This window comes from Ruegeria sp. BC2 (assembly GCF_056539245.1).
This window is the reverse complement of the sequence record NZ_JBQFUQ010000004.1, coordinates 170,023-188,876: the sequence shown is the minus strand read 5'-3', so window position 1 is coordinate 188,876 and position 18,854 is coordinate 170,023. Positions and strand designations below refer to the sequence as shown.

Annotated in this window: 25 protein-coding genes; 13 read left to right on the top strand and 12 right to left on the bottom strand. The window is 62.0% G+C overall.

What is annotated here, in order from left to right:
* Positions 1 to 53 precede the first annotated feature (53 nt).
* From moaB to ACR0CU_RS15955, 4 genes are read right to left on the bottom strand one after another with little or no spacing between them, the layout of a single operon-like run.
* Positions 54 to 596 carry a molybdenum cofactor biosynthesis protein B gene (gene moaB / locus ACR0CU_RS15970; protein ID WP_170406854.1) on the bottom strand — a complete coding sequence of 181 codons (543 nt, stop codon included), beginning with the start codon at positions 594 to 596 and terminating at the stop codon, positions 54 to 56.
* A gap of 6 nt (positions 597 to 602) precedes the next feature.
* Positions 603 to 1,223, bottom strand: a complete 621-nt coding sequence (locus ACR0CU_RS15965) for a LysE family translocator (protein ID WP_170343006.1) — start codon at positions 1,221 to 1,223, stop codon at positions 603 to 605.
* Complete coding sequence (locus ACR0CU_RS15960; protein WP_480643422.1) at positions 1,220 to 1,819, bottom strand: metallophosphoesterase family protein; 600 nt, start codon at positions 1,817 to 1,819, stop codon at positions 1,220 to 1,222. Before ACR0CU_RS15960 ends, ACR0CU_RS15965 begins: the two co-directional genes overlap by 4 nt.
* Entirely contained in the window at positions 1,816 to 2,583 is a 768-nt protein-coding gene (locus tag ACR0CU_RS15955) for a uracil-DNA glycosylase (RefSeq protein WP_170406857.1), read from the bottom strand. Before ACR0CU_RS15955 ends, ACR0CU_RS15960 begins: the two co-directional genes overlap by 4 nt.
* Before the next feature lie 85 nt (positions 2,584 to 2,668).
* Between ACR0CU_RS15955 and ACR0CU_RS15950 the strand changes: the two genes are divergently transcribed.
* The 9 genes from ACR0CU_RS15950 (at position 2,669) to ACR0CU_RS15910 (ending at position 8,780) form a co-directional block, all read left to right on the top strand.
* On the top strand, positions 2,669 to 3,283 hold the full coding sequence (locus ACR0CU_RS15950) for a scavenger receptor class F, member 2 (RefSeq protein WP_480643420.1): 615 nt from the start codon (positions 2,669 to 2,671) through the stop codon (positions 3,281 to 3,283).
* A gap of 65 nt (positions 3,284 to 3,348) precedes the next feature.
* Positions 3,349 to 4,284 (top strand): aspartate carbamoyltransferase catalytic subunit, encoded by a 936-nt coding sequence (locus ACR0CU_RS15945; protein ID WP_005979082.1) that lies wholly within the window; start codon positions 3,349 to 3,351, stop codon positions 4,282 to 4,284.
* Positions 4,281 to 4,799, top strand: coding sequence for a hypothetical protein (locus ACR0CU_RS15940; RefSeq protein ID WP_170448563.1), 519 nt, complete (start codon positions 4,281 to 4,283; stop codon positions 4,797 to 4,799). Before ACR0CU_RS15945 ends, ACR0CU_RS15940 begins: the two co-directional genes overlap by 4 nt.
* Positions 4,784 to 5,170, top strand: coding sequence for a hypothetical protein (locus ACR0CU_RS15935; protein ID WP_367646568.1), 387 nt, complete (start codon positions 4,784 to 4,786; stop codon positions 5,168 to 5,170). The genes ACR0CU_RS15940 and ACR0CU_RS15935 overlap by 16 nt, the downstream gene beginning before the upstream one ends.
* Positions 5,167 to 6,447, top strand: a complete 1,281-nt coding sequence (pyrC, locus tag ACR0CU_RS15930; RefSeq protein ID WP_170448565.1) for a dihydroorotase — start codon at positions 5,167 to 5,169, stop codon at positions 6,445 to 6,447. The genes ACR0CU_RS15935 and pyrC overlap by 4 nt, the downstream gene beginning before the upstream one ends.
* A complete protein-coding gene (gene plsY, locus ACR0CU_RS15925) occupies positions 6,447 to 7,052 on the top strand; it encodes a glycerol-3-phosphate 1-O-acyltransferase PlsY (RefSeq protein WP_093963548.1) in 606 nt (201 codons plus the stop codon). The genes pyrC and plsY overlap by 1 nt, the downstream gene beginning before the upstream one ends.
* Complete coding sequence (locus ACR0CU_RS15920; RefSeq protein ID WP_093963549.1) at positions 7,049 to 7,318, top strand: hypothetical protein; 270 nt, start codon at positions 7,049 to 7,051, stop codon at positions 7,316 to 7,318. The genes plsY and ACR0CU_RS15920 overlap by 4 nt, the downstream gene beginning before the upstream one ends.
* A gap of 198 nt (positions 7,319 to 7,516) precedes the next feature.
* Positions 7,517 to 7,990: a YHS domain-containing (seleno)protein gene (locus tag ACR0CU_RS15915; protein ID WP_093963550.1), complete on the top strand. Its 474-nt coding sequence runs from the start codon at positions 7,517 to 7,519 to the stop codon at positions 7,988 to 7,990.
* Positions 7,991 to 8,246: 256 nt separating this feature from the next.
* Positions 8,247 to 8,780, top strand: a complete 534-nt coding sequence (locus ACR0CU_RS15910; protein ID WP_093963551.1) for an outer membrane protein — start codon at positions 8,247 to 8,249, stop codon at positions 8,778 to 8,780.
* Positions 8,781 to 8,828: 48 nt separating this feature from the next.
* Here ACR0CU_RS15910 and ACR0CU_RS15905 read toward each other — a convergent pair whose 3' ends face one another.
* Positions 8,829 to 9,812 carry a quinone oxidoreductase family protein gene (locus ACR0CU_RS15905; protein ID WP_170343020.1) on the bottom strand — a complete coding sequence of 328 codons (984 nt, stop codon included), beginning with the start codon at positions 9,810 to 9,812 and terminating at the stop codon, positions 8,829 to 8,831.
* A 192-nt stretch (positions 9,813 to 10,004) separates the two neighbouring features.
* On the opposite strand from ACR0CU_RS15905, the gene ACR0CU_RS15900 reads away from it, so the two are divergent.
* A complete protein-coding gene (locus tag ACR0CU_RS15900; protein ID WP_170391778.1) occupies positions 10,005 to 10,862 on the top strand; it encodes a DUF2189 domain-containing protein in 858 nt (285 codons plus the stop codon).
* Positions 10,863 to 10,895: 33 nt separating this feature from the next.
* Here ACR0CU_RS15900 and ACR0CU_RS15895 read toward each other — a convergent pair whose 3' ends face one another.
* Both ACR0CU_RS15895 and ACR0CU_RS15890 read right to left on the bottom strand, forming a co-directional pair.
* Positions 10,896 to 11,882, bottom strand: a complete 987-nt coding sequence (locus ACR0CU_RS15895) for an NAD(P)H-quinone oxidoreductase (RefSeq protein WP_170448567.1) — start codon at positions 11,880 to 11,882, stop codon at positions 10,896 to 10,898.
* Between the two features lie 64 nt (positions 11,883 to 11,946).
* Entirely contained in the window at positions 11,947 to 12,639 is a 693-nt protein-coding gene (locus ACR0CU_RS15890; RefSeq protein ID WP_170342311.1) for a COQ9 family protein, read from the bottom strand.
* 111 nt (positions 12,640 to 12,750) lie between these two features.
* Here ACR0CU_RS15890 and rpsU point away from each other — a divergent pair, with 111 nt between their 5' ends.
* Entirely contained in the window at positions 12,751 to 12,957 is a 207-nt protein-coding gene (gene rpsU / locus ACR0CU_RS15885; RefSeq protein WP_005614280.1) for a 30S ribosomal protein S21, read from the top strand.
* A 70-nt stretch (positions 12,958 to 13,027) separates the two neighbouring features.
* Here the strand turns inward: rpsU and ppk2 are convergent, their stop codons facing one another.
* Together ppk2 and ACR0CU_RS15875 are read right to left on the bottom strand one after the other, a co-directional pair.
* A complete protein-coding gene (gene ppk2, locus ACR0CU_RS15880) occupies positions 13,028 to 13,945 on the bottom strand; it encodes a polyphosphate kinase 2 (protein ID WP_170448569.1) in 918 nt (305 codons plus the stop codon).
* 150 nt (positions 13,946 to 14,095) lie between these two features.
* Complete coding sequence (locus tag ACR0CU_RS15875; RefSeq protein ID WP_093963556.1) at positions 14,096 to 14,554, bottom strand: Lrp/AsnC family transcriptional regulator; 459 nt, start codon at positions 14,552 to 14,554, stop codon at positions 14,096 to 14,098.
* A 135-nt stretch (positions 14,555 to 14,689) separates the two neighbouring features.
* Here ACR0CU_RS15875 and ald point away from each other — a divergent pair, with 135 nt between their 5' ends.
* A complete protein-coding gene (gene ald / locus ACR0CU_RS15870) occupies positions 14,690 to 15,808 on the top strand; it encodes an alanine dehydrogenase (RefSeq protein WP_170342313.1) in 1,119 nt (372 codons plus the stop codon).
* A gap of 88 nt (positions 15,809 to 15,896) precedes the next feature.
* On the opposite strand, the gene ACR0CU_RS15865 is transcribed toward ald, so the two are convergent.
* Positions 15,897 to 16,703, bottom strand: a complete 807-nt coding sequence (locus ACR0CU_RS15865; protein WP_170367577.1) for a mechanosensitive ion channel family protein — start codon at positions 16,701 to 16,703, stop codon at positions 15,897 to 15,899.
* Positions 16,704 to 16,917: 214 nt separating this feature from the next.
* Here ACR0CU_RS15865 and ACR0CU_RS15860 point away from each other — a divergent pair, with 214 nt between their 5' ends.
* Positions 16,918 to 17,616, top strand: coding sequence for a glutathione S-transferase family protein (locus ACR0CU_RS15860; RefSeq protein ID WP_170360001.1), 699 nt, complete (start codon positions 16,918 to 16,920; stop codon positions 17,614 to 17,616).
* A 48-nt stretch (positions 17,617 to 17,664) separates the two neighbouring features.
* Here ACR0CU_RS15860 and ACR0CU_RS15855 read toward each other — a convergent pair whose 3' ends face one another.
* Both ACR0CU_RS15855 and ACR0CU_RS15850 read right to left on the bottom strand, forming a co-directional pair.
* Positions 17,665 to 18,114, bottom strand: coding sequence for a YtoQ family protein (locus ACR0CU_RS15855; RefSeq protein WP_093963775.1), 450 nt, complete (start codon positions 18,112 to 18,114; stop codon positions 17,665 to 17,667).
* 89 nt (positions 18,115 to 18,203) lie between these two features.
* Entirely contained in the window at positions 18,204 to 18,836 is a 633-nt protein-coding gene (locus ACR0CU_RS15850; RefSeq protein WP_170448573.1) for a class I SAM-dependent methyltransferase, read from the bottom strand.
* Between the last annotated feature and the right edge of the window lie 18 nt (positions 18,837 to 18,854).

Here is an 18,854-nt window from a genome sequence, read left to right as displayed (position 1 = left end):
GGAAAAAATACCAACCCACAAGGCGGTTATGAGCCGTTAAACGTACGACCAGTCTACTTCCGTCGCAGATGTTCGTCCAATCTGGGCATGATTTCCACGAAATTGCAGGGCCGGTGGCGATAATCCAGCTGTTTTTCCAAAATGCCGTCCCAGGCATCCTTGCAGGCCCCCGGGCTGCCCGGCAGGGCAAACAGATAGGTTCCGCCGGCGACGCCACCTGTGGCCCGCGACTGTACAGCCGAGGTTCCGATCTTCTCCATCGAAATCAGGGTGAAGACGGTGCCAAAAGCCTCGATTTCCTTTTCGTAGACATCGCGATGCGCCTCGACCGTGACATCGCGCCCGGTCAAGCCGGTGCCGCCGGTCGAGATCACCACGTCAATCTCGGGGTCGGCGACCCACGCCCGCAACTGCTCGGCGATCTGGGCGCGCTCGTCCTGAATGATCTTGCGGTCGGCCACGGTGTGCCCCGCACGCTCGATCCGGTCGACCAATGTTTGGCCCGAATGATCTTCGGCCAGTGACCGCGTGTCCGATACGGTCAGAACAGCGATGCGGATGGGGATGAATTCCATGGTTTCATCAATTCGGGACATGTCGTGTCAGGCTCTTTCCATGATGGCCAGCCGGGCCGCCAGCGCGACGAACACGCCGCCACTGACCCAGCCGAGAATTCGCGACGCCCGCGGGCTTGAAATCAGCGCTCGCCCGGCGCCGCCGGCAAATGACCCCACCAGGGCATTCACGACGAACCCGCCCACAGCGATGATCGCGCCCAGCAGCAGAAACTGAGCCAGAACCGATCCGTTGGCCGGCGAGACGAATTGCGGGATGAAGGCCAGAACGAACAGAATGATCTTGGGGTTTGTCATGTTGACAAGCATCCCCTCGCGAAAGGCATGGCCCGACGACTGCATTGGAGCGTCAGTCCGGACCGCACCGTTCCGGATGGTGCCCCAGGCCAGATACAGCAGGTAGGCCACGCCCAGCCAGCGAATGACGTCGAACAGCCAGGGCATAGCCGCGACCGCCGCGCCAAGTCCCAGCCCAGCCAGCAGAACATGAACCATCAGACCGGTCGAAACACCGGCACTGGCCACGATGGCCGACCGGGCACCGGACCGCAGCCCAAGCCCGAAGCAGAACATCATGTCAGCCCCCGGCGTCATGTTCAGCGCGATGGCGGCTGGGATGAAGGTCAACAGCGTTGCGTATTCGATCATGGATCGACCTCGAACCAATTCACCTTGGGCCCCAGATTCGCGATCCGGGTGCGACCGATCTCGCCGCGATAACCCCAGCTGTCGTGGATATGACCGCACAGAGCAAAGTCAGGTTGAATCCGTTCCACCGCGTCGCGCACTGCGCTCGATCCGATCGACTGCCCCTGCGAGGTCCGGTCGCCTTTGCCCTTGGGCGGGGCATGCGTGATCAGGATGTCGGCCGACGCGCAGCGATTGAGCAGCTCTGCGGCCTCGGCTTCGGTCAGGTCGCAGGACCAGTCACCAAATGGCGTGACCGGTACGCCATAGCCAAGTCCGAACAGGCGCAGCCCGTCCACGGTCATGCCTGTTCCGTGCAGAACATGCACGCCGTCCGGCACGGCCGCCGCCAGTTCCTCAGCGCTTTCGGCGTTGCCGGGAACCAGAACCATCGGCGCGGATATGCCAGAAAGCATACCTATCGCCTCGTCCAGCCCCTGACGCATGTTGCAGTAATCACCAGCGCCGATCACCAGGTCAGCTTCGACGCTGGCTACCACCAGTTCCGCAGCCCGATTGCGGGCCATGTGCAGGTCGGAAAAGGCCAGAATCTTCATCCCTTGTTCTCCAGATATGCGCGCAGATCCAAAAGATCGGCCCAGGCCTGGCGCTTGGCATGGGGCTGGCGCAGCAGATAGGCGGGGTGCAGCATGGGCAGAACCGGCAGATTCAGCGCCTGATCCCACTGCCCGCGCAGACGCGTTATGCCGCGCTTGTTCAGAACCGCCTGGCAGCTGATGTTGCCCATCACTACCAGGACCTTTGGCTTGGACAGGGCCACGTGCCGTTCCAAAAACGGCTGCATCATCGCGATCTCGTCCGGCCGCGGGTCCCGGTTCTGCGGCGGACGCCACGGCAGGACATTGGTGATGTAGACGTTTTGGGCGCGGTCCATATCGATCGCGGCCAGCATCCGATCCAGCAGCTGCCCGGCGCGGCCAACGAACGGCTTTCCAGCGCGGTCTTCGTCACGGCCCGGGGCCTCACCGACGATCATGACCGGCGCACCGGGTGTCCCATCAGCAAAGACCAACTGTCGCGCGCCACGCTTCAGATCGCAGTGTTCGAACGCCTCCAGAGCGGCGCGCAGCTGATCCAGAGACGATGCCGCAGACGCAGCCTTCTTTGCCTCGACCACCGGATCCGCCTTGGCGGGCTTTTGCACCGCAGGCTGCGCTACGGCGGATTTTTTGACCTTTGGCGCGGTATCCGGCAATGCATAGCGGTCAACCGGCGCGTCGACGATCGCGTCGGTTACGCCCAGCTCAACCTGCCATTCCAGCAGGGCACGCGCGGTGTAAGGGTCAAGGGCCGATTCCATGACCATCAATCTACTCAGCTTTGCGGGAAGGGAAAGCAAATTGGCCTTGCCTTGGCGCATTGCCGGGCCGACGATGGTCCCCGTCATGACGCGAACCCTGGGCCTTCTGCTGATCACTCTGTTCGCCCTGCTGCCCGGCGGGTCGGAGGCGCAGTCGTTTCTCAACAACCAAGGCCAATGCCGTGGGGGCCAGTTTCAGTGCGGTCTGAAATGCTGCTCGGTCGGCCAGCGCTGCAGCTATGACGGGTTCTGCATTCAGGCCGGGGGCACCTATTGCGGCGGCGGGCGGTCCTGCGGACCGTTCGAGAAATGCGTGGCCGGGGGCACCCGATGTGCGCCCGCGGGCGCGAACAAATGCGCCTCGCGGCTGGATTGCCCCAGCGGGTCCTTCTGCAACGCGCGCGGCGAATGCGAGCGCAGTTCGCCGGATTTCGACCCCTCACCGAAACCGGCAACACCCTGCGACGACGGGCGGACCTGCGCAGCCGGTTCGACCTGCCTGCCGGGCGGCGGCTGTACGCGCCCGGGCTGGTACCTGTGCGAAGCGACCGGATCGCAGTGCCGCACCGGGTTCAAATGCTCAGCTAATCAGGGCTGCGTGCCCAGAAAGGCCGTCGATTGCGGATACGGCAAGTGGTGCCGGCCCGGCGAGCAGTGCCTGCCCGAAGGCGGATGCGAGAAACTGCCCGATGGGGACTGACTCCAGTTGCCCCGACGCGCTGCGCTTTCTATAAGCGGCGCGACTGTCAGACAGGAGCCCGGCCCATGCGTTTCGCCCATCGTCACCTACTTGGCATCGAGCATCTGTCCCAATCCGACATCACCGCCATTCTGGACCTGGCCGAAAAATACGTCGATCTGAACCGGCAATCGGCCAAGCACTCGGACGTTTTGGCGGGGCTGACCCAGATCAATATGTTCTTCGAGAACTCGACCCGCACGCAGGCCAGTTTCGAACTGGCGGGAAAACGTCTGGGCGCGGATGTGATGAACATGGCGATGCAGGCCAGCTCGATCAAAAAGGGCGAGACCCTGATCGACACGGCAATGACGCTGAATGCCATGCATCCCGACCTGCTGGTGGTGCGGCATCCGCATTCGGGCGCGGTCGACTTGCTGGCGCAGAAGGTCAACTGCGCGGTGCTGAACGCGGGCGACGGGCGGCACGAACACCCAACGCAGGCGCTGCTTGATGCGCTGACCATCCGCCGGGCCAAGGGGCGGCTGCACCGTTTGAACGTGGCGATCTGCGGGGATGTCGCCCATTCCCGCGTGGCGCGGTCGAACCTGATCCTGCTGGGCAAGATGGAAAACCGCATCCGTCTGATCGGCCCGCCGACGCTGGTGCCGGCGCAATTCGCCGAATTCGGGGCCGAGATCTATGACGACATGACCGAGGGCCTGCGCGACGTGGACGTTGTGATGATGCTGCGCCTTCAGAAAGAGCGGATGGATGGCGGGTTCATCCCGTCGGAACGGGAATACTATCACCGCTATGGTCTGGACGCCGCCAAGCTGGCGCTGGCCAAGCCGGACGCCATCGTGATGCATCCCGGCCCGATGAACCGCGGGGTCGAGATCGACGGGACGCTGGCCGATGACATCAACCGCTCGGTCATTCAGGAACAGGTCGAGATGGGCGTTGCCGTGCGCATGGCCGCGATGGAGCTGTTGGCCCGCAACCTGAAGGAGGCTGCATGAGCGATCTGGACATCTCGGCTGGCGAGCGCGGCGTGATCCGCCTGTTCGCGCTGGACATGCGGCCCGAAGAGGCGAAGTTCCTGCGCGAGCCCGGCGCGGCGGATCAGGTCCTTGGGGTCTCGGGGCTGGACCCCGAGCAGATCGACGTCTTTCCGGTGTCCGACCTCGAGGATCTGGGCCTCTACGGCTATCTCAGCGAGGGCTGCGGCGTGTCCGGGGACCAGCTGGACCGGGCCAGGCTGGAGTCGGTCGATGGCTGGGTTCTGGTGCTGCGCAGCGCGGCCCTGGGTGGGCGCGCGGCCACATTGAACCCCGACCCGCGTCTGCGCCTGATCGGCCTTTACACCGAAGAGGCCACGAACTGGAGCGGCGGCAACATCGAAACCGAAAGCGCGCGGCCATACTCGGCTGCGCCGAGCCCGGTTTCAAGCGAGCAACCCCGCCGGACGGGATCGGCCGTGCTTGCCGTGATCATCCTGCTGGTCATCGGAGGCGTCCTGTGGCTGATCCTGTGAGCTTTGTGCCGGACAAGGGCGCCTATGTCCGCACCAACGCCTGGCTGGCCGCGGGCGCGATGGCGGGGGCGATGCTCGTGCTCTGGCTGATCGGCAATCCCTATGTCTGGACCGGCGCCCCGGCCGGTCTGGCGGCGGTGGGCGTCCGGGCGTGGTATCTGGCCTCGGAGGAACTGGTGGCCAACTGGCAGATGACCGACACCACCCTGACCGGACCCGGCGGGCGCAGCGTGCCGCTGAACCAGATCGCGGCCGTGAATATCATGGGCAGCTTCGTGCAGATCGTCACCAAAGGCGGCGACAAGCACCTGATCAAGTACCAGGCCGACCCGGCCGCCACCAAAGCCGCGATTGAAAGGGCAATGGCATGACCAACCTGATCTTCACCAACGCCCGCCTGATCGACCCCGAAGCTGGAACCGACGCCCTGGGCTGGCTGCATGTGGCCGACGGGCGCATCTTGGCCAGCGGCGACGGTCCGGCGCCCGAGGCGGACGCGCAGGTGATTGATTGCGGCGGTCAGTGTCTGGCCCCCGGCATCGTCGATATCGGCGTCAAGGTCTGCGAGCCGGGCGAGCGACACAAGGAAAGCTACAAATCCGCGGGCCTTGCCGCCGCGGCCGGAGGCGTGACCACAATGGTCACCCGCCCCGACACCCTGCCTGCGATCGACACGCCGGAAACGCTCGAGTTCGTCACCCGACGCGCGCAGGCCGACACGCCCGTCAACGTGCTGACCATGGCCGCTCTGACCAAGGGCCGCGACGGGCGCGAGATGACCGAGATCGGGTTTCTGATGGATGCGGGCGCGGTGGCTTTCACCGACTGCGACCATGTGGTGACGGACACCAAGGTATTTTCCCGCGCGCTGACCTATGCCCGGGCCTGCGGCGCGCTTGTCATCGCCCACCCACAGGACCCGGGGCTGAGCCACGGTGCCGCCGCCACCAGCGGCAAATTCGCCGCCCTGCGCGGTCTGCCCGCCGTTTCGCCCATGGCCGAACGCATGGGTCTGGACCGCGATATCGCCCTGCTGGAAATGACCGGCGCGGCCTATCACGCCGATCAGATCACCACGGCCCGCGCCCTGCCCGCACTGGAACGGGCCAAGCGCAACGGGCTGGACATCACCGCCGGCACCTCGATCCATCACCTGACGCTGAACGAGCTGGACGTGGCCGACTATCGCACCTTCTTCAAGGTCAAGCCGCCGCTGCGATCCGAGGATGACCGGCAGGCGGTGATCGAGGCGGTGCGGTCCGGCCTGATCGACACGATCAGCTCGATGCACACGCCGCAGGACGAGGAAAGCAAACGCCTCCCGTTCGAAGAGGCGGCCTCGGGCGCAGTTGCGTTGGAAACCCTGCTGCCGGCCGCACTGCGCCTGTATCATGCCGATCAACTGGACCTGCCGACGCTGTTCCGCGCCATGACCCTGAATCCGGCGAAACGACTGGGGCTGGACTGCGGCCGCCTCAGCGCAGGCGCCCCGGCCGATCTGGTTCTGTTCGACCCGAATGTGCCCTTCGTGCTGGACCGGTTCACGCTGAAATCGAAATCGCAGAACACCCCGTTTGACGGACAGCGGATGCAGGGTAAGGTCACCGCAACCTACGTTGCAGGCAAAGAAATTTTCCGGAGACCCTGATGCCCGTTTTCGACAGCACGACGACCCAACTGATTATCTGGGCCGCGATCGGATACCTGATGGGGTCGGTGCCCTATGGCATGATCGTTGCGCGGGTGATGGGGCTGGGCAACCTGCGCCAGATCGGATCCGGCAATATCGGTGCCACCAACGTGTTGCGCACCGGCAGCAAGGCGGCGGCGGCGCTGACCCTTCTGTTCGACGCCGGCAAAGGCGCGGTCGCGGTCCTGCTGGCCCGGGCACTGGCCGGCGACGATGCCGCCCAGGTCGCGGCGCTGGCGGCTTTTGTCGGCCATTGCTACCCGGTCTGGCTGAGCTTCAAGGGCGGCAAGGGCGTGGCAACTTTCCTAGGCCTGTGGCTGGCGCTGGACTGGCGGGTGGGCGTTGCGTGCTGTCTGACATGGCTGGTCGCTGCTGCGATCTGGCGGATCTCATCCCTCGGCGCGCTGGCCGCGGCAGCCCTGTCGACAACATGGGTGATGATCCTGACGGACGGGTCGACCTTTTTGTTGGGCGTCGTTCTGACGCTGCTGATTTACTGGCGCCACCGCGAGAATCTGGCCCGCATCAAGGCGGGAACAGAGCCCAAGATCGGGAAATCGTGACCGCGCCGACCGACTTTTTGGACGCATTCTTTGCCTTGCCGGCGGGTTCCTTCACCGGAACCGCAAACGGTCGAAGCTACTCGGTCACGCGGCTGGCGATGGCGGGCGGCAAATCGCACAAGCTGGTCGCCCATGAACGGGGTGGCGCAGACTACATCAGTATGAACCTGTACCTGACGGATCAGAGCGGCGCTTTGCTGCGCCCCTGCGAGATGCTTGCCGCCAAGGTCGTACGCTTTGTTCTTGCCCTGGTACCCGACAGCTGAACCGCGGACCGACCTGCGCAGGCGAACAGACCGCTTGGCATTTCCGCACATTCACGTTTGATTGCTTTGAACGTGATCGCTGCCTTTCCCACCTCAGTTTCCGTGACGCTCAATTACCGGGTGCACGAAACGCAATTTCGGTGCTGGAACGCCCGCGCTTGGACATGCCGGGCAGCCCCGATCACGAAAGGTGGAACCATGAACAAGATCAAATCCCTGTTGGGCGGCGTGGCGCTGTCCGTGGCAATCGCAAGCTCGGCCCTGGCGGCCGGCGTGGAAATCAACGCCTCGTCGACCGGCCTGGCGATGCAGGGTTACGACCCTGTGGCCTATTTCACCGAAGGCGAGCCGACCAAAGGCAGCTACAAGATCACGGCGTTGCACAACGATGCGCTGTACCGTTTTGCCACCGAAGAGAACAAGGCCGCGTTCGAAGCCAATCCCGAGGCCTACCTGCCCGCCTACGGCGGCTACTGTGCCTTCGGAGCGGCCATGGGGTTCAAGTTTGACGGCGATCCGACCTACTGGAAGATCGTGGACAACAAGCTGTACCTGAACCTGTCGGAAGACATCCAGCAGCGTTGGGAAGGCGACATCCCCGGCTTCATCGAAAAAGCCAGCGTCAACTGGGAAACGATCGCCGACAAGGATCCGGCCGAACTGCAGCAATAATCTGCTGAATTGGCGGCAAGGATCGGCGGCAGAATGCTTCTGCCGCCGATCGTGATTTGAAGCCCCACGACCCCGAACCTATCTGATCAGAACAACACTCCAAAAGGGCGGCCAGGCGCCGACCTTGCGGAAATCCGGGTCGGAATAACAGCGAAAAACCAATGATCCGGTCCACCGACCGGAACGTAATGATCAATACAAACCTTCAGGCCAACCAAAGGCCGAGGCAGATAACTTCCAACGAAAGGATAGCAAGATGACGAGCAAACTGGCACTTTTGACCACCGTTGCAACTTTTGCAGCCGGCACCGCCATGGCGCAGTCCTCGGGCGATTGGACCGGGTTCTATGCGGGTGCGCAGGTCGGCTACGCGGATATCGGCACCAGCCTGTCCGGTGTGGACGGAGACGGCGCCATCGGCGGTCTGATCCTTGGTTACGACTATGATCTGGGCGACTGGGTCGTTGGCGGCGGCTTTGACTATGACTGGTCTGATGTCGACCTTTCGGGTGCCGCAACGGTCGAAGACGTCTGGCGGCTGAAAGCCCGCGCCGGCTACAAGGTCAACCCGCAGGGGCTGCTGTATGGTGTCGCCGGTTACGCGGATGCGGGAACCGACACGCTGGGCAGCGACGATGGATGGTTCATCGGCGCAGGCTATGAACAGATCGTCGCGCCGAACGTCAGCATCGCGGGCGAGCTGCTGTACCACGAGTTCGACAATTTCAACTCGACCGGTGTCGACGTGGATGCAACCACGTTCCAGATCCGGGCGGCATACCGCTTCTGATCCCTTGCGCAGAATCGAACGGGCCCGGCACGGCGTGCCGGGCCTTTTTCATGGCACAAGGATCGTGCTTCCGGTTGTCTGCCGCGCCTCCAGTGCGCGGTGCGCCTCGGCAACCTGATCCAGTTCGAAGCGTTGATCGATGTGAATCTTGACCTCGGCGCCGGCCACCTTGCCGAACAGCCGCCGGGCCATGGCCTGACACACGGAATGGTCCGCGATATGGGTGAACAGCGTCGGCCGGGTGATCTTCAACGACCCTTTCTGCCCAAGAATGCCGATGTTGAACGGTGGCACGGGTCCAGACGCATTGCCGAAGGAAATCATCATCCCCAATGGCTTGAGGCAGTCCAGCGAGCCTTCGAACGTATCGGCACCGACAGAGTCCATGACCGCATCGACCCCTTTGCCGCCGGTAATCTCGGCCACGCGGGACGCAAAATCCTCGGTCCGGTAGTTGATGCAGTGTGTGGCGCCGTTGAACTGGGCCAGACGGCACTTGTCATCGGTCCCGGCCGTGCCGATCAGCTTGATGCCTTCGGATTTGGCCCACTGGCACGCGATCAGGCCGACACCCCCGGCGGCGGCATGGAACAGAACCGTATCACCACGTTTCAGCGGCGTGGTGCGGTGAAACAAGTATTCAACCGTCAAGCCCTTGAGCATCATGGCCGCCGCGGTCTCGAATGAGATTCCGCCGGGCAAGGGGCACACCTGCGACGCGGGCATCACCCGCGCTTCGCAATAGGCACCGGCCGGCACCGCTGCATAGGCCGCCCGCTGGCCCGGTTTCAGATGCGTCACGCCTTCGCCGACCGCCTCGATCACCCCGGCGGCTTCCATTCCCAGCGCGTGCGGCAGTTCCATCGGATACAGACCGGTCCGCTGGTAGACATCAATAAAATTCAGACCGCAGGCGTGATGGCGGATCCGAACTTCACCCGGTCCCGGGTCACCCAACGGTCTATCCTCGATCTTCAGCACCTCGGGGCCGCCGGTTTCGTGAATGACTACGGTACGCGCCGTTTTCAGCATGCTGACCTCCTTTTGCCTGGATCCAAGCTATCACTTCGGCGCCGCAGGGCAATCCGGCGATCTCGCAAGGGTGAACCAGGATTGGAAAAAACTGTGGTACACTAGGGTCAGGCGTTGCCGGGTCATCCGGCCACGGGCAACTTTTCGCCGGATGCATCCTGCGGCGCACCTGCGCCAAGGAAAGGGATGACAATGGCAAAGACAATCGGAAACCCGATCAGTTGGACCGCGCAGCAACTCGGCGCGACCAGCGATCACATCGCTGAAAACGTAACGGGCATCGGCAGCGCTGACACCCAGCATCTGCCGACGGTACAAACGCTGACGTTGCAAGACTTGCGAGAGTGCCTGCGCGCCGGATACGAAGACTTTCTGGCGATCCGGGCCGATGCCATTTTCATCGTTCTGATCTACCCGATCGCGGGGCTTTTGATGTTCGGATTCGCGATGCAAGCCAACATGGTGCCACTTCTGGCTCCTCTGGTGGCCGGGTTTGCGCTGATCGGTCCGGTCGCTGCACTGGGCTTGTATGAGATCAGCCGCAAGCGGGAACAGGGGCACGAGGTTCACTGGCTGGACGCGTTGGGTGTTTTTCGATCCCCCTCGTTCGGCGCCATACTGGCACTGGCCTTTTACCTTGTCATGCTGTTGCTGGTCTGGCTGATGGTGGCACACGGCATCTATATCGAAACACTGGGTCCGCAGCCGCCAGAGACGCTGGGCCAATTTCTGACACGGGCTCTGACCACCGGCCCCGGCTGGACCATGATCATCGTCGGATCGGCGGTTGGGTTCCTGTTTGCTCTGGTGACCTTGGCCGTCAGCGTTGTCAGCTTCCCGTTGCTGCTTGACCGCAAGGTCGGCCTGCCCGTGGCCGTTGTCACCTCGGTCCGGGTCCTCCGGCACAATCCGACCGTGATCCTGACCTGGGGTTTCATCGTCGCCGCGCTGCTGGTTCTTGGTGCGATCCCGCTGCTTTTGGGCCTGATCGTCGCAATGCCTGTCTTGGGGCACGCGACATGGCACCTCTATAGACGCGCCATCGCCTGAGCAAAGCGCGGGGCACCCCCCGCGCTGATAGGCCTAGCCTGATACTTTCAAGACGATCTTGCCAATGTGGCCGGAGCTTTCCATGCGGGCATGCGCAGCGGCGGCATCGGCCAGATCAAATTCGCTGTCCATGACCGGGGCAACTGTTCCAGCCTCAAGCAGCGGCCAGACCGCCTCGTGCAGATCCTGCGCGATGCGTGCTTTGGCCAGATCGCTCTGTGGCCGCAGTGTGCTGCCGGTCAGGGTCAGGCGTTTGACCATCATCATAGCAAAGTTCAACTCGACGACGGGTCCTTGCAGAAACGCGATCTGAACCAGCCTGCCATCTTCGGTCAGCGCCTTGACGTTGCGAGGGATGTAATCGCCGCCAACCATGTCGAGAATCAGATCCGCCCCACCTTCGACCCGCATGGCAGCAACAAAATCCTCGGTCTTGTAGTTGATCGCCCTCTCGGCCCCCAGGTCCAGACAGGCCTGGCATTTCTCGTCCGAACCGGCCGTCACGAAGACCCGGGCTCCGAAAGCGTTGGCCAGCTGAATTGCCGTGGTGCCGATCCCGCTCGATCCCCCGTGTACAAGAAACCGTTCGCCAGCCTTCAGCCCGCCACGAGTGAACACGTTTGACCAGACCGTAAAGAAGGTTTCGGGCAGGCAGGCGGCCTGTTTCAGGCTCAGGCCCGAGGGCACAGGCAGGCAATGTGCCGCCGGTGTTACCACGTATTCTGCATACCCGCCGCCAGGCAACAACGCACAGACCTGATCCCCCAATGCCAACCCCGAGACGCCGGACCCGATGGCCACCACCTCGCCCGAAGCCTCGAGCCCGGGAAGGTCGCTGGCCCCCGGCGGCGGATCATAGGCCCCGGCCCGCTGCAGAGCGTCTGGGCGATTGACGCCGGCATAGGCCACTTTCAAAACCACCTGACCATGACCCGGCTCGGGCATGGGGCGTTCCGTCAGCTTGAGAACGTCCGGACCTCCGGGCGTGGTGATCTCAATGGCGCGCATCATCTGGGGCATTGGCAAAACTCCTTTGCGCAATGGGTATCAGGCGAATCGGGAAAGGCCCAGCAGCAAGAGGCGGTTACTTGCGCGGGTTCAGAAGACCCGGCAGATCGGCCCGCATCCTGACTGGCGCCCGAACCTGACTTGCCAGCCAGTTGGGAACCGCAAGGAACGGTTTGAACAGCGGATTGTTGTTCACCTGCGCCTTGAGCTTCTCGAACTGCATCACATCCGCAATGCGGCGATCCAGGAATTCCCAGGTCCGCTGGTGGTCCGGGCTGTCATCGCCCAACCAGAACAAGAGGGTCGAGGAATACACACCCGACAGTGTTGCGCGTTTGGTGTACCAGTTGACATCATCCGAAGTGTCGCCCAGCGCATCCCAGATCAGGTCACAGGTGCCCCAGACCGCTTTGGCGCCATCTGCTGCATATGACGGCAACGAAAACAAAGTCACGCCTCGGCGCACCGCCTCCCTGTCGGGGACAGCCTGCAGGCGGAAGCGCACTGCGGCGGCAATCCTGTCGCGGAACTTCAGATCGCTCAGGTCCTCGGACTTCAGCCGTTCAAGCATCTCGGCGTCCCCGCGGGCGTGAAATGCGAGCGCCAGATCCACGGCGCCCCGCGGGCAGATGACACGGGCCAGACCTTCGTCCAGATCGCAGTCGGCAATGGCCGCGCGAAAGCTCTCTTCGGACCAACCATCAAAAGGAACATGGGTCAGAATTGCGTCCAGCAATTGCTGTTTTGCATCTTCATAGGTCACGGTCATGGCGGTCCTCCGACTGTTGTGCCCAGTACTAGACAAGTTAGGTCCGCTTTGCTATACGGCCAACTCCTGCAATTTCCTTGCAACTCTATCTAGAAAGGTGGTGACAACCACATGCAGGTTAGTGTTCGCGACAACAATGTCGATCAGGCGCTTCGTGCCCTGAAGAAAAAGCTGCAGCGCGAAGGCGTGTTCCGTGAAATGAAGCTGAAGCAACATTTCGAGAAACCGTCCGAGAAAAAAGCGCGCGAGAAAGCTGAAGCGATCCGCCGTGCCCGTAAACTGGCACGCAAGAAAGCCCAGCGCGAAGGTCTGCTCTAAGATCTTCCTCGTCCAGCTTTGGATGACACTATTTGACGACCCCCGAGGCATCGCCCGGGGGTTTGTCGTTTCAAAAAATCTTGGGCACGTACAATTCGTCCGGCAGAACCCGCCGTTCATACTCGGGATTGTATTTCCGATCCGGCAGAGTGACCTTTTCGTGGGGCACCTCTTCGTACGGAATCTTGGTCAGAATATGCTCCATGCAGTTCAACCTTTCCCGCTTTTTGTCGTTGCCTTCGACAATGTACCAGGGGGCCTCGGGAATGTTGGTTCGGAACAGCATGTCTTCCTTGGCCTTGGTATAGTCTTCCCAGCGGATGCGCGATTCCAGGTCCATCGGTGACAATTTCCACTGCTTCATCGGATCGTGGATTCGCATCAGAAAGCGCAGTTGCTGTTCTTCGTCCGTGATCGAGAACCAGTATTTCAGCAAGATGATCCCCGACCGAACCAACATGCGCTCGAATTCGGGAACGTCCTGAAAGAACTGCTCGACCTGGGCCTCTGTGGCGAAGCCCATCACCCGTTCAACGCCCGCCCGGTTGTACCACGACCGGTCGAACAGAACGATCTCACCCGCCGCCGGCAAATGCGGCACATAGCGTTGAAAATACCACTGGCTCTGCTCGCGCCGGCTGGGGGCCGGCAAAGCAACGACACGTGCAACCCGCGGGTCCAGCCGTTGGGTGATCCGCTTGATTACCCCGCCCTTTCCAGCGCTGTCGCGCCCTTCGAACAGGATGCAAACCTTGGCGCCGGTATGCTGCACCCAGTCCTGAACCTTGATCAGTTCGGCCTGCAGGCGCAACAGGTTGCGGAAATAGACCTTGCGATCCAGCATTTCAGGATGCTGTTCGCGATAGATCTTGCGGACCTCCATCGACAGCATGGGTTCACTGAACTCGATCTCAAAATCCTCGTCCAGTGTGTCCTGCAACTCGGCTTCCAGCCAATCGTCGACTGTGTTCTCATAGTCTTCAGCCAAGGGCCTGCTCCTTATCTTTCAACAGTCTCGGACCATATAGGGTACGTGTAACCGGCCAGTGTCATGCCGACCTGTTTCCCGCCCCGAAGGCCAATATTGAACCGGCTCAACGGCAGATACAACCGCATCGGCAAACCTGCCGCACCAGCGTCAGACAGGCAGTGCGGTCGTCTTGAAAACGGTCCGCAGGGCGAACGAGCTTTGCATTTGCGCAACTCCGGGCAGGCGCGACAGATACTGGCGGTGGATGCGCGCAAAATCCTCGGTGTTTTCGGCGACCACCTTCAGGACATAATCAGCCGACCCGGCCATCAGGTGGCACTCCAGAACGTCCGGAATGCGCCGGACCGCCCGCTCGAAGGCCTCGAGCACCTCCTCGGCCTGACCCTGCAAGGTGATCTCGACAAATACGGTTGTCGGCACCCCCAGTTTGCGCGCATTCAGCAGCGCGACATAGTCCCGGATATAGCCTTCCGCCTCAAGCCGCTGGACCCGGCGATGGCAGGCCGACGGTGACAGGTTGACCTGCTCGGACAGTTCCGCGTTCGACATACGCCCCTTGCGCTGGAGGGCCGCCAGAATCTTTCGGTCAGTCGCATCAAGTGACATTCACGCACATCCGTTGCAAGATTTTCTCATTTCATCGAAAAATTTCCCAGATATTAGCGCATCTGCGCACCGAGTTTCACAGAAATTGCACCGCTTTCTGCACATAATTTGTGCAGTATATGAATGGAGAGCCCCATGAAAATCGGATGCCCAAAGGAAATCAAACCGCAGGAATTCCGCGTCGGCATGACCCCGAACGCCGCGCAGGAAGCGGTTGCCCGTGGTCACGAGGTCATCATCGAAACCGGCGCCGGGCTGGGTTCAGGCTTTGACAACGACGCCTATGTTGCCGCAGGCGCCCGCATCGTGGACACCGCGGAAGAGGTGTTCGCGACCGCCGACATGATCGTCAAGGTCAAGGAACCGCAAGCGGTCGAGCGCAAGATGCTGCGCGAAGGCCAGCTGCTGTTCACCTACCTGCACCTTGCGCCCGACCCGGAGCAAACCCACGATCTGCTGGCCTCGGGCTGCACGGCGATCGCCTATGAAACGGTGACGGACTCCAACGGTGGTCTGCCGCTGCTTGCCCCGATGTCCGAAGTCGCGGGGCGTCTGGCCCCGCAAGTCGGTTCGTGGACCCTGCAAAAGGCCAATGGTGGGCGCGGCGTTCTGATGGGCGGCGTCCCTGGTGTGGGCCCGGCCAAGGTTGTCGTGATCGGTGGCGGCGTCGTTGGCACGCATGCGGCTCAGGTGGCGGCTGGCATGGGCGCTGATGTGACCGTTCTGGACCGTTCGCTGCCGCGCCTTCGCTATCTGGACGACGTCTTCGGTGGCCGGTTCAAGAACCAGTACTCGACCGCCGGTGCCACGGCCGAACTGATCCAGTCGGCGGATATGGTGATCGGGGCCGTTCTGATCCCGGGCGCGGCCGCCCCGAAACTGATCACCCGCGAGCAATTGTCGACCATGAAGCCGGGCGCGGTGCTTGTCGACGTTGCCATCGACCAGGGCGGCTGCTTCGAAACCTCCAAGGCAACGACGCACGCCGATCCGATCTATGAGGTTGATGGCATCATGCACTACTGCGTGGCCAATATGCCGGGTGCGGTGGCACGGACCTCGACCATCGCGCTGGGGAACGCAACGATGCCGTTCATGCTGGCGCTGGCCGACAAGGGCTGGAAACAAGCATGTCAGGACGATCCCCACCTTCTGGCGGGCCTCAACGTGCACGCCGGCCAGTTGACATACTATGCTGTAGGCAAGGCACTGGGGATCGACGTGGTTTCGCCCGCAATGGTCGTCAAGGCCTGATCGAAACGCAACAGCGCCGCGCATCTGCGCGGCGCTTGGCCCAACCGAAGAAGGGCATTTCCAATGCCCGACGGACGGGCGGGAGCATTCAGCCCTCTTTGTGGATTTCCACCGAGTGCGGGTAGGGAATCGAAATGCCCTTGCTGTCAAACGCTTCCTTGACGGCCTTGGTCAGATCAAACTTGACGTCCCAATAGTCGGCGGCCGCGCACCACAACCGCGCGGTCAGGTCTACCGAGCTGTCTCCCAAGTTGGTCACACGCACCCAGGGCTCGGGGTCCGAGTGTATGCGCTTGTCCGCCTTGGCCACATCCAGAATGATCTTCATGGCCGCATCCGCACTGTCGCCATAGTCGATCCCGAACACCAGATCGACACGCCGCGTGTCGTGCGCCGAGTAGTTGGTGATAATCGACCCCCAGGCCTGACCGTTGGGAACGATGATCTGCACATTATCGGGCGTGACCAGTTCGGTCGTGAACAGGTTCAGGTCCTTCACCGTGCCGGCTGTCCCACCGATATCCACGAACTGACCCAGCTTGTATGGCCGGAAAACCACCAGCATCACACCTGCGGCCAAATCGCTGAGCGTACCCTGCAGCGCAAGGCCGATGGCCAGCGAAGCGGCACCCAGAATGGCAACGATACTCGTCGCTTCGATCCCGAAGATGCCAAGCACAGCAACCAGAACAATGGCCAGGATCACCCATTTGACGGTGCTGGCAACGAAATTCCCCAAAGTCGGATCGATTTGCGGGGTCGAATTAATTCGACGGCGAACGATCCCTGCGATCATGCCAGCGGCTATCCAGCCGACAACAAGAACGATCAGGGCTTTGACCGCGCTCATGATCAATGGGGCAAATGCCCCTACCTGCGTCACGACCTCATCCACGGGCGTCTCCTTTCAAACAGCAACAAACCCGCGACTTTCGCGCGGGGTTTCCGCAACATTGGGCGATAAAACCGCACAGGTCTAGGTTTGAAATGTCCCGGATTTCCCCGCTGTGCTTCAGCAAACAGTCGCTGCCCGGGGTTGCACAGACCGCCATCTAACAATCCGCCCCTGAATGCCTAGCTTGCAATAGTACCCGAACAAGGAGCTTGCCATGCTGGACACCGCCACCTTCCCGATCATGACCAAATGGCCCCCGCATTCGCCGGAGCGGATCCAACTCTATTCCTTCCCGACGCCGAACGGCGTGAAGGTGTCCATCATGCTCGAAGAAACAGGCCTGCCCTACGAGGCGCACAAGGTCACCCTGTCAGACGCCGACGTTAAAAGCCCCGAGTTTCTGTCGCTGAACCCAAACAACAAGATTCCGGCGATCATCGATCCTGACGGCCCGGACGGACAGCCCTTGGCGCTGTTCGAAAGTGGTGCGATCCTGCTGTACCTGGCCGAGAAAACCGGCAAGTTCCTCGGCCAGAACACGGCCGACAAGTATCGGATCACGCAATGGCTGATGTTCCAGATGGGCGGCGTGGGTCCGATGTTCGGGCAGTTGGGTTACTTCCACAAGTTCGCCGGCAGCGCGATCGAAGACCCGCGCCCGCGCGAGCGGTATATCAACGAGGCCAAACGGCTGCTGAATGTCGTCGAGACCCAGTTGCACGGGCAGGACTGGATCGCCGGTGAGTACTCAATTGCCGATATCGCTTTGGCCCCGTGGCTGCGCGGCCTTGATTTCTACGGCGCCAAAGAGTTGGTCGGCTGGGACGATCATCGCAACACCATCGCCTATCTGAACCGGTTCCTGGACCGGCCCGCGGTTCAAAAGGGTCTGGTCACGCCTCCGCGCGGGTAAGGGATCACGCCGTCGCCGCCTTGCAAGCGGCGTCGGCATTCCGTTCCATCAACCGGGCAGTTTCCCGGTCAGCACATAGCGCAGAATCTCGACCACCTGGCGGGGCTCCTCGGCCACCGCCAACGCGGCGGTATCGACCTCTTTCAGCGCATGCTGATGCTCGGGACCGTGCAGCACGATGATCGACTTGCCCAGGGCCGCGGCATAGCCCGCGTCGAAGGCCGCATTCCACTGCTTGTACTTGTCCCCGAATCGCACCACGACGACGTCGGCATCGGCGATCCCCTTGCGGGTACGGATCGCGTTGACCATCGCACCTTTGTGGTCGTGCCAGTACTTGTTCGGCTCGGCCCCCAGAATGGCGACCCCGCAATCGTCGCTGGCCGCATGATCGGTCACCGGGCTGTTGAACGTGACGTCCAGCCCTTGCGCGCCTTCGATGATCTGTTCGCGCCAATCCGTGTGGATCTCGCCCGACAGGTAGACATTCAAACCCATTGCAGCCTCCGCCTTTTGCTTCTGGCCCTGTTTACTGTCCAAACCCGCAAAGCCCAATGCGGAAGTTGCCTGCCGATGCGGCGCTGGCGTCACAGCTTGCGGGCCACCAGATAGCGCGAGGGCGGTTTTGCCGGGAAGTTCCCGCTTTCGATAATCTCGAACCCGGCCTTTTCAATGGCGGTTTCCAGCGTCTTGATGTCGAATTGACTGACGAATGGCGCCTTGCCCAAAAGCTGCATGATCGGCAGCAGCAGCTTAAGCAAGCCGAACTTGAACCCCAATCCACCCTGGGCAAGACAGGGCGTTTTTGAAATGAACAGACCGCCGGGTTTCAACACCTCATGAACCCCGGACAGCGTCGCCTCCAGATCCCGGATCAGGTGCAGCAGATTGAACGCCATCACCACATCATAGGCCCAATTCGGGGGGCGGTTGGCGTCGGCCTCGACAAAGACGACGTTTTCGATCTGCTCCTCTTGCGCCAGCCTGCGGCCCACGGCCAACATGCCCGGAGAGACATCGCTCGCCGTGATCGTATCCGCATGGCCGGATAGCCGCAACGCGGTGCGCCCGGTTCCGCAGCCCAGTTCCAGCACCTGATCGGTCGGCTTCAGATAGGACACCGTGCGTTGCAACGTGTGCTCATAGGACTCCATGTCCCGGATCGGGGATTTCGCGTATTTCTCGGCGATTCCGTCCCAGAATTTGGCTGTGGCGGTCATGTAGGCTCTCCTTTAAGC

Coding starts and splice junctions, on each gene's coding strand:
- moaB (WP_170406854.1), bottom strand. CDS start 596: ATGTCCCGAATTGATGAAACCATGGAATTCATCCCCATCCGCATCGCT.
- ACR0CU_RS15965 (WP_170343006.1), bottom strand. CDS start 1,223: ATGATCGAATACGCAACGCTGTTGACCTTCATCCCAGCCGCCATCGCG.
- ACR0CU_RS15960 (WP_480643422.1), bottom strand. CDS start 1,819: ATGAAGATTCTGGCCTTTTCCGACCTGCACATGGCCCGCAATCGGGCT.
- ACR0CU_RS15955 (WP_170406857.1), bottom strand. CDS start 2,583: ATGGAATCGGCCCTTGACCCTTACACCGCGCGTGCCCTGCTGGAATGG.
- ACR0CU_RS15950 (WP_480643420.1), top strand. CDS start 2,669: ATGACGCGAACCCTGGGCCTTCTGCTGATCACTCTGTTCGCCCTGCTG.
- ACR0CU_RS15945 (WP_005979082.1), top strand. CDS start 3,349: ATGCGTTTCGCCCATCGTCACCTACTTGGCATCGAGCATCTGTCCCAA.
- ACR0CU_RS15940 (WP_170448563.1), top strand. CDS start 4,281: ATGAGCGATCTGGACATCTCGGCTGGCGAGCGCGGCGTGATCCGCCTG.
- pyrC (WP_170448565.1), top strand. CDS start 5,167: ATGACCAACCTGATCTTCACCAACGCCCGCCTGATCGACCCCGAAGCT.
- plsY (WP_093963548.1), top strand. CDS start 6,447: ATGCCCGTTTTCGACAGCACGACGACCCAACTGATTATCTGGGCCGCG.
- ACR0CU_RS15915 (WP_093963550.1), top strand. CDS start 7,517: ATGAACAAGATCAAATCCCTGTTGGGCGGCGTGGCGCTGTCCGTGGCA.
- ACR0CU_RS15910 (WP_093963551.1), top strand. CDS start 8,247: ATGACGAGCAAACTGGCACTTTTGACCACCGTTGCAACTTTTGCAGCC.
- ACR0CU_RS15905 (WP_170343020.1), bottom strand. CDS start 9,812: ATGCTGAAAACGGCGCGTACCGTAGTCATTCACGAAACCGGCGGCCCC.
- ACR0CU_RS15900 (WP_170391778.1), top strand. CDS start 10,005: ATGGCAAAGACAATCGGAAACCCGATCAGTTGGACCGCGCAGCAACTC.
- ACR0CU_RS15895 (WP_170448567.1), bottom strand. CDS start 11,882: ATGCCCCAGATGATGCGCGCCATTGAGATCACCACGCCCGGAGGTCCG.
- ACR0CU_RS15890 (WP_170342311.1), bottom strand. CDS start 12,639: ATGACCGTGACCTATGAAGATGCAAAACAGCAATTGCTGGACGCAATT.
- rpsU (WP_005614280.1), top strand. CDS start 12,751: ATGCAGGTTAGTGTTCGCGACAACAATGTCGATCAGGCGCTTCGTGCC.
- ACR0CU_RS15875 (WP_093963556.1), bottom strand. CDS start 14,554: ATGTCACTTGATGCGACTGACCGAAAGATTCTGGCGGCCCTCCAGCGC.
- ald (WP_170342313.1), top strand. CDS start 14,690: ATGAAAATCGGATGCCCAAAGGAAATCAAACCGCAGGAATTCCGCGTC.
- ACR0CU_RS15860 (WP_170360001.1), top strand. CDS start 16,918: ATGCTGGACACCGCCACCTTCCCGATCATGACCAAATGGCCCCCGCAT.
- ACR0CU_RS15855 (WP_093963775.1), bottom strand. CDS start 18,114: ATGGGTTTGAATGTCTACCTGTCGGGCGAGATCCACACGGATTGGCGC.
- ACR0CU_RS15850 (WP_170448573.1), bottom strand. CDS start 18,836: ATGACCGCCACAGCCAAATTCTGGGACGGAATCGCCGAGAAATACGCG.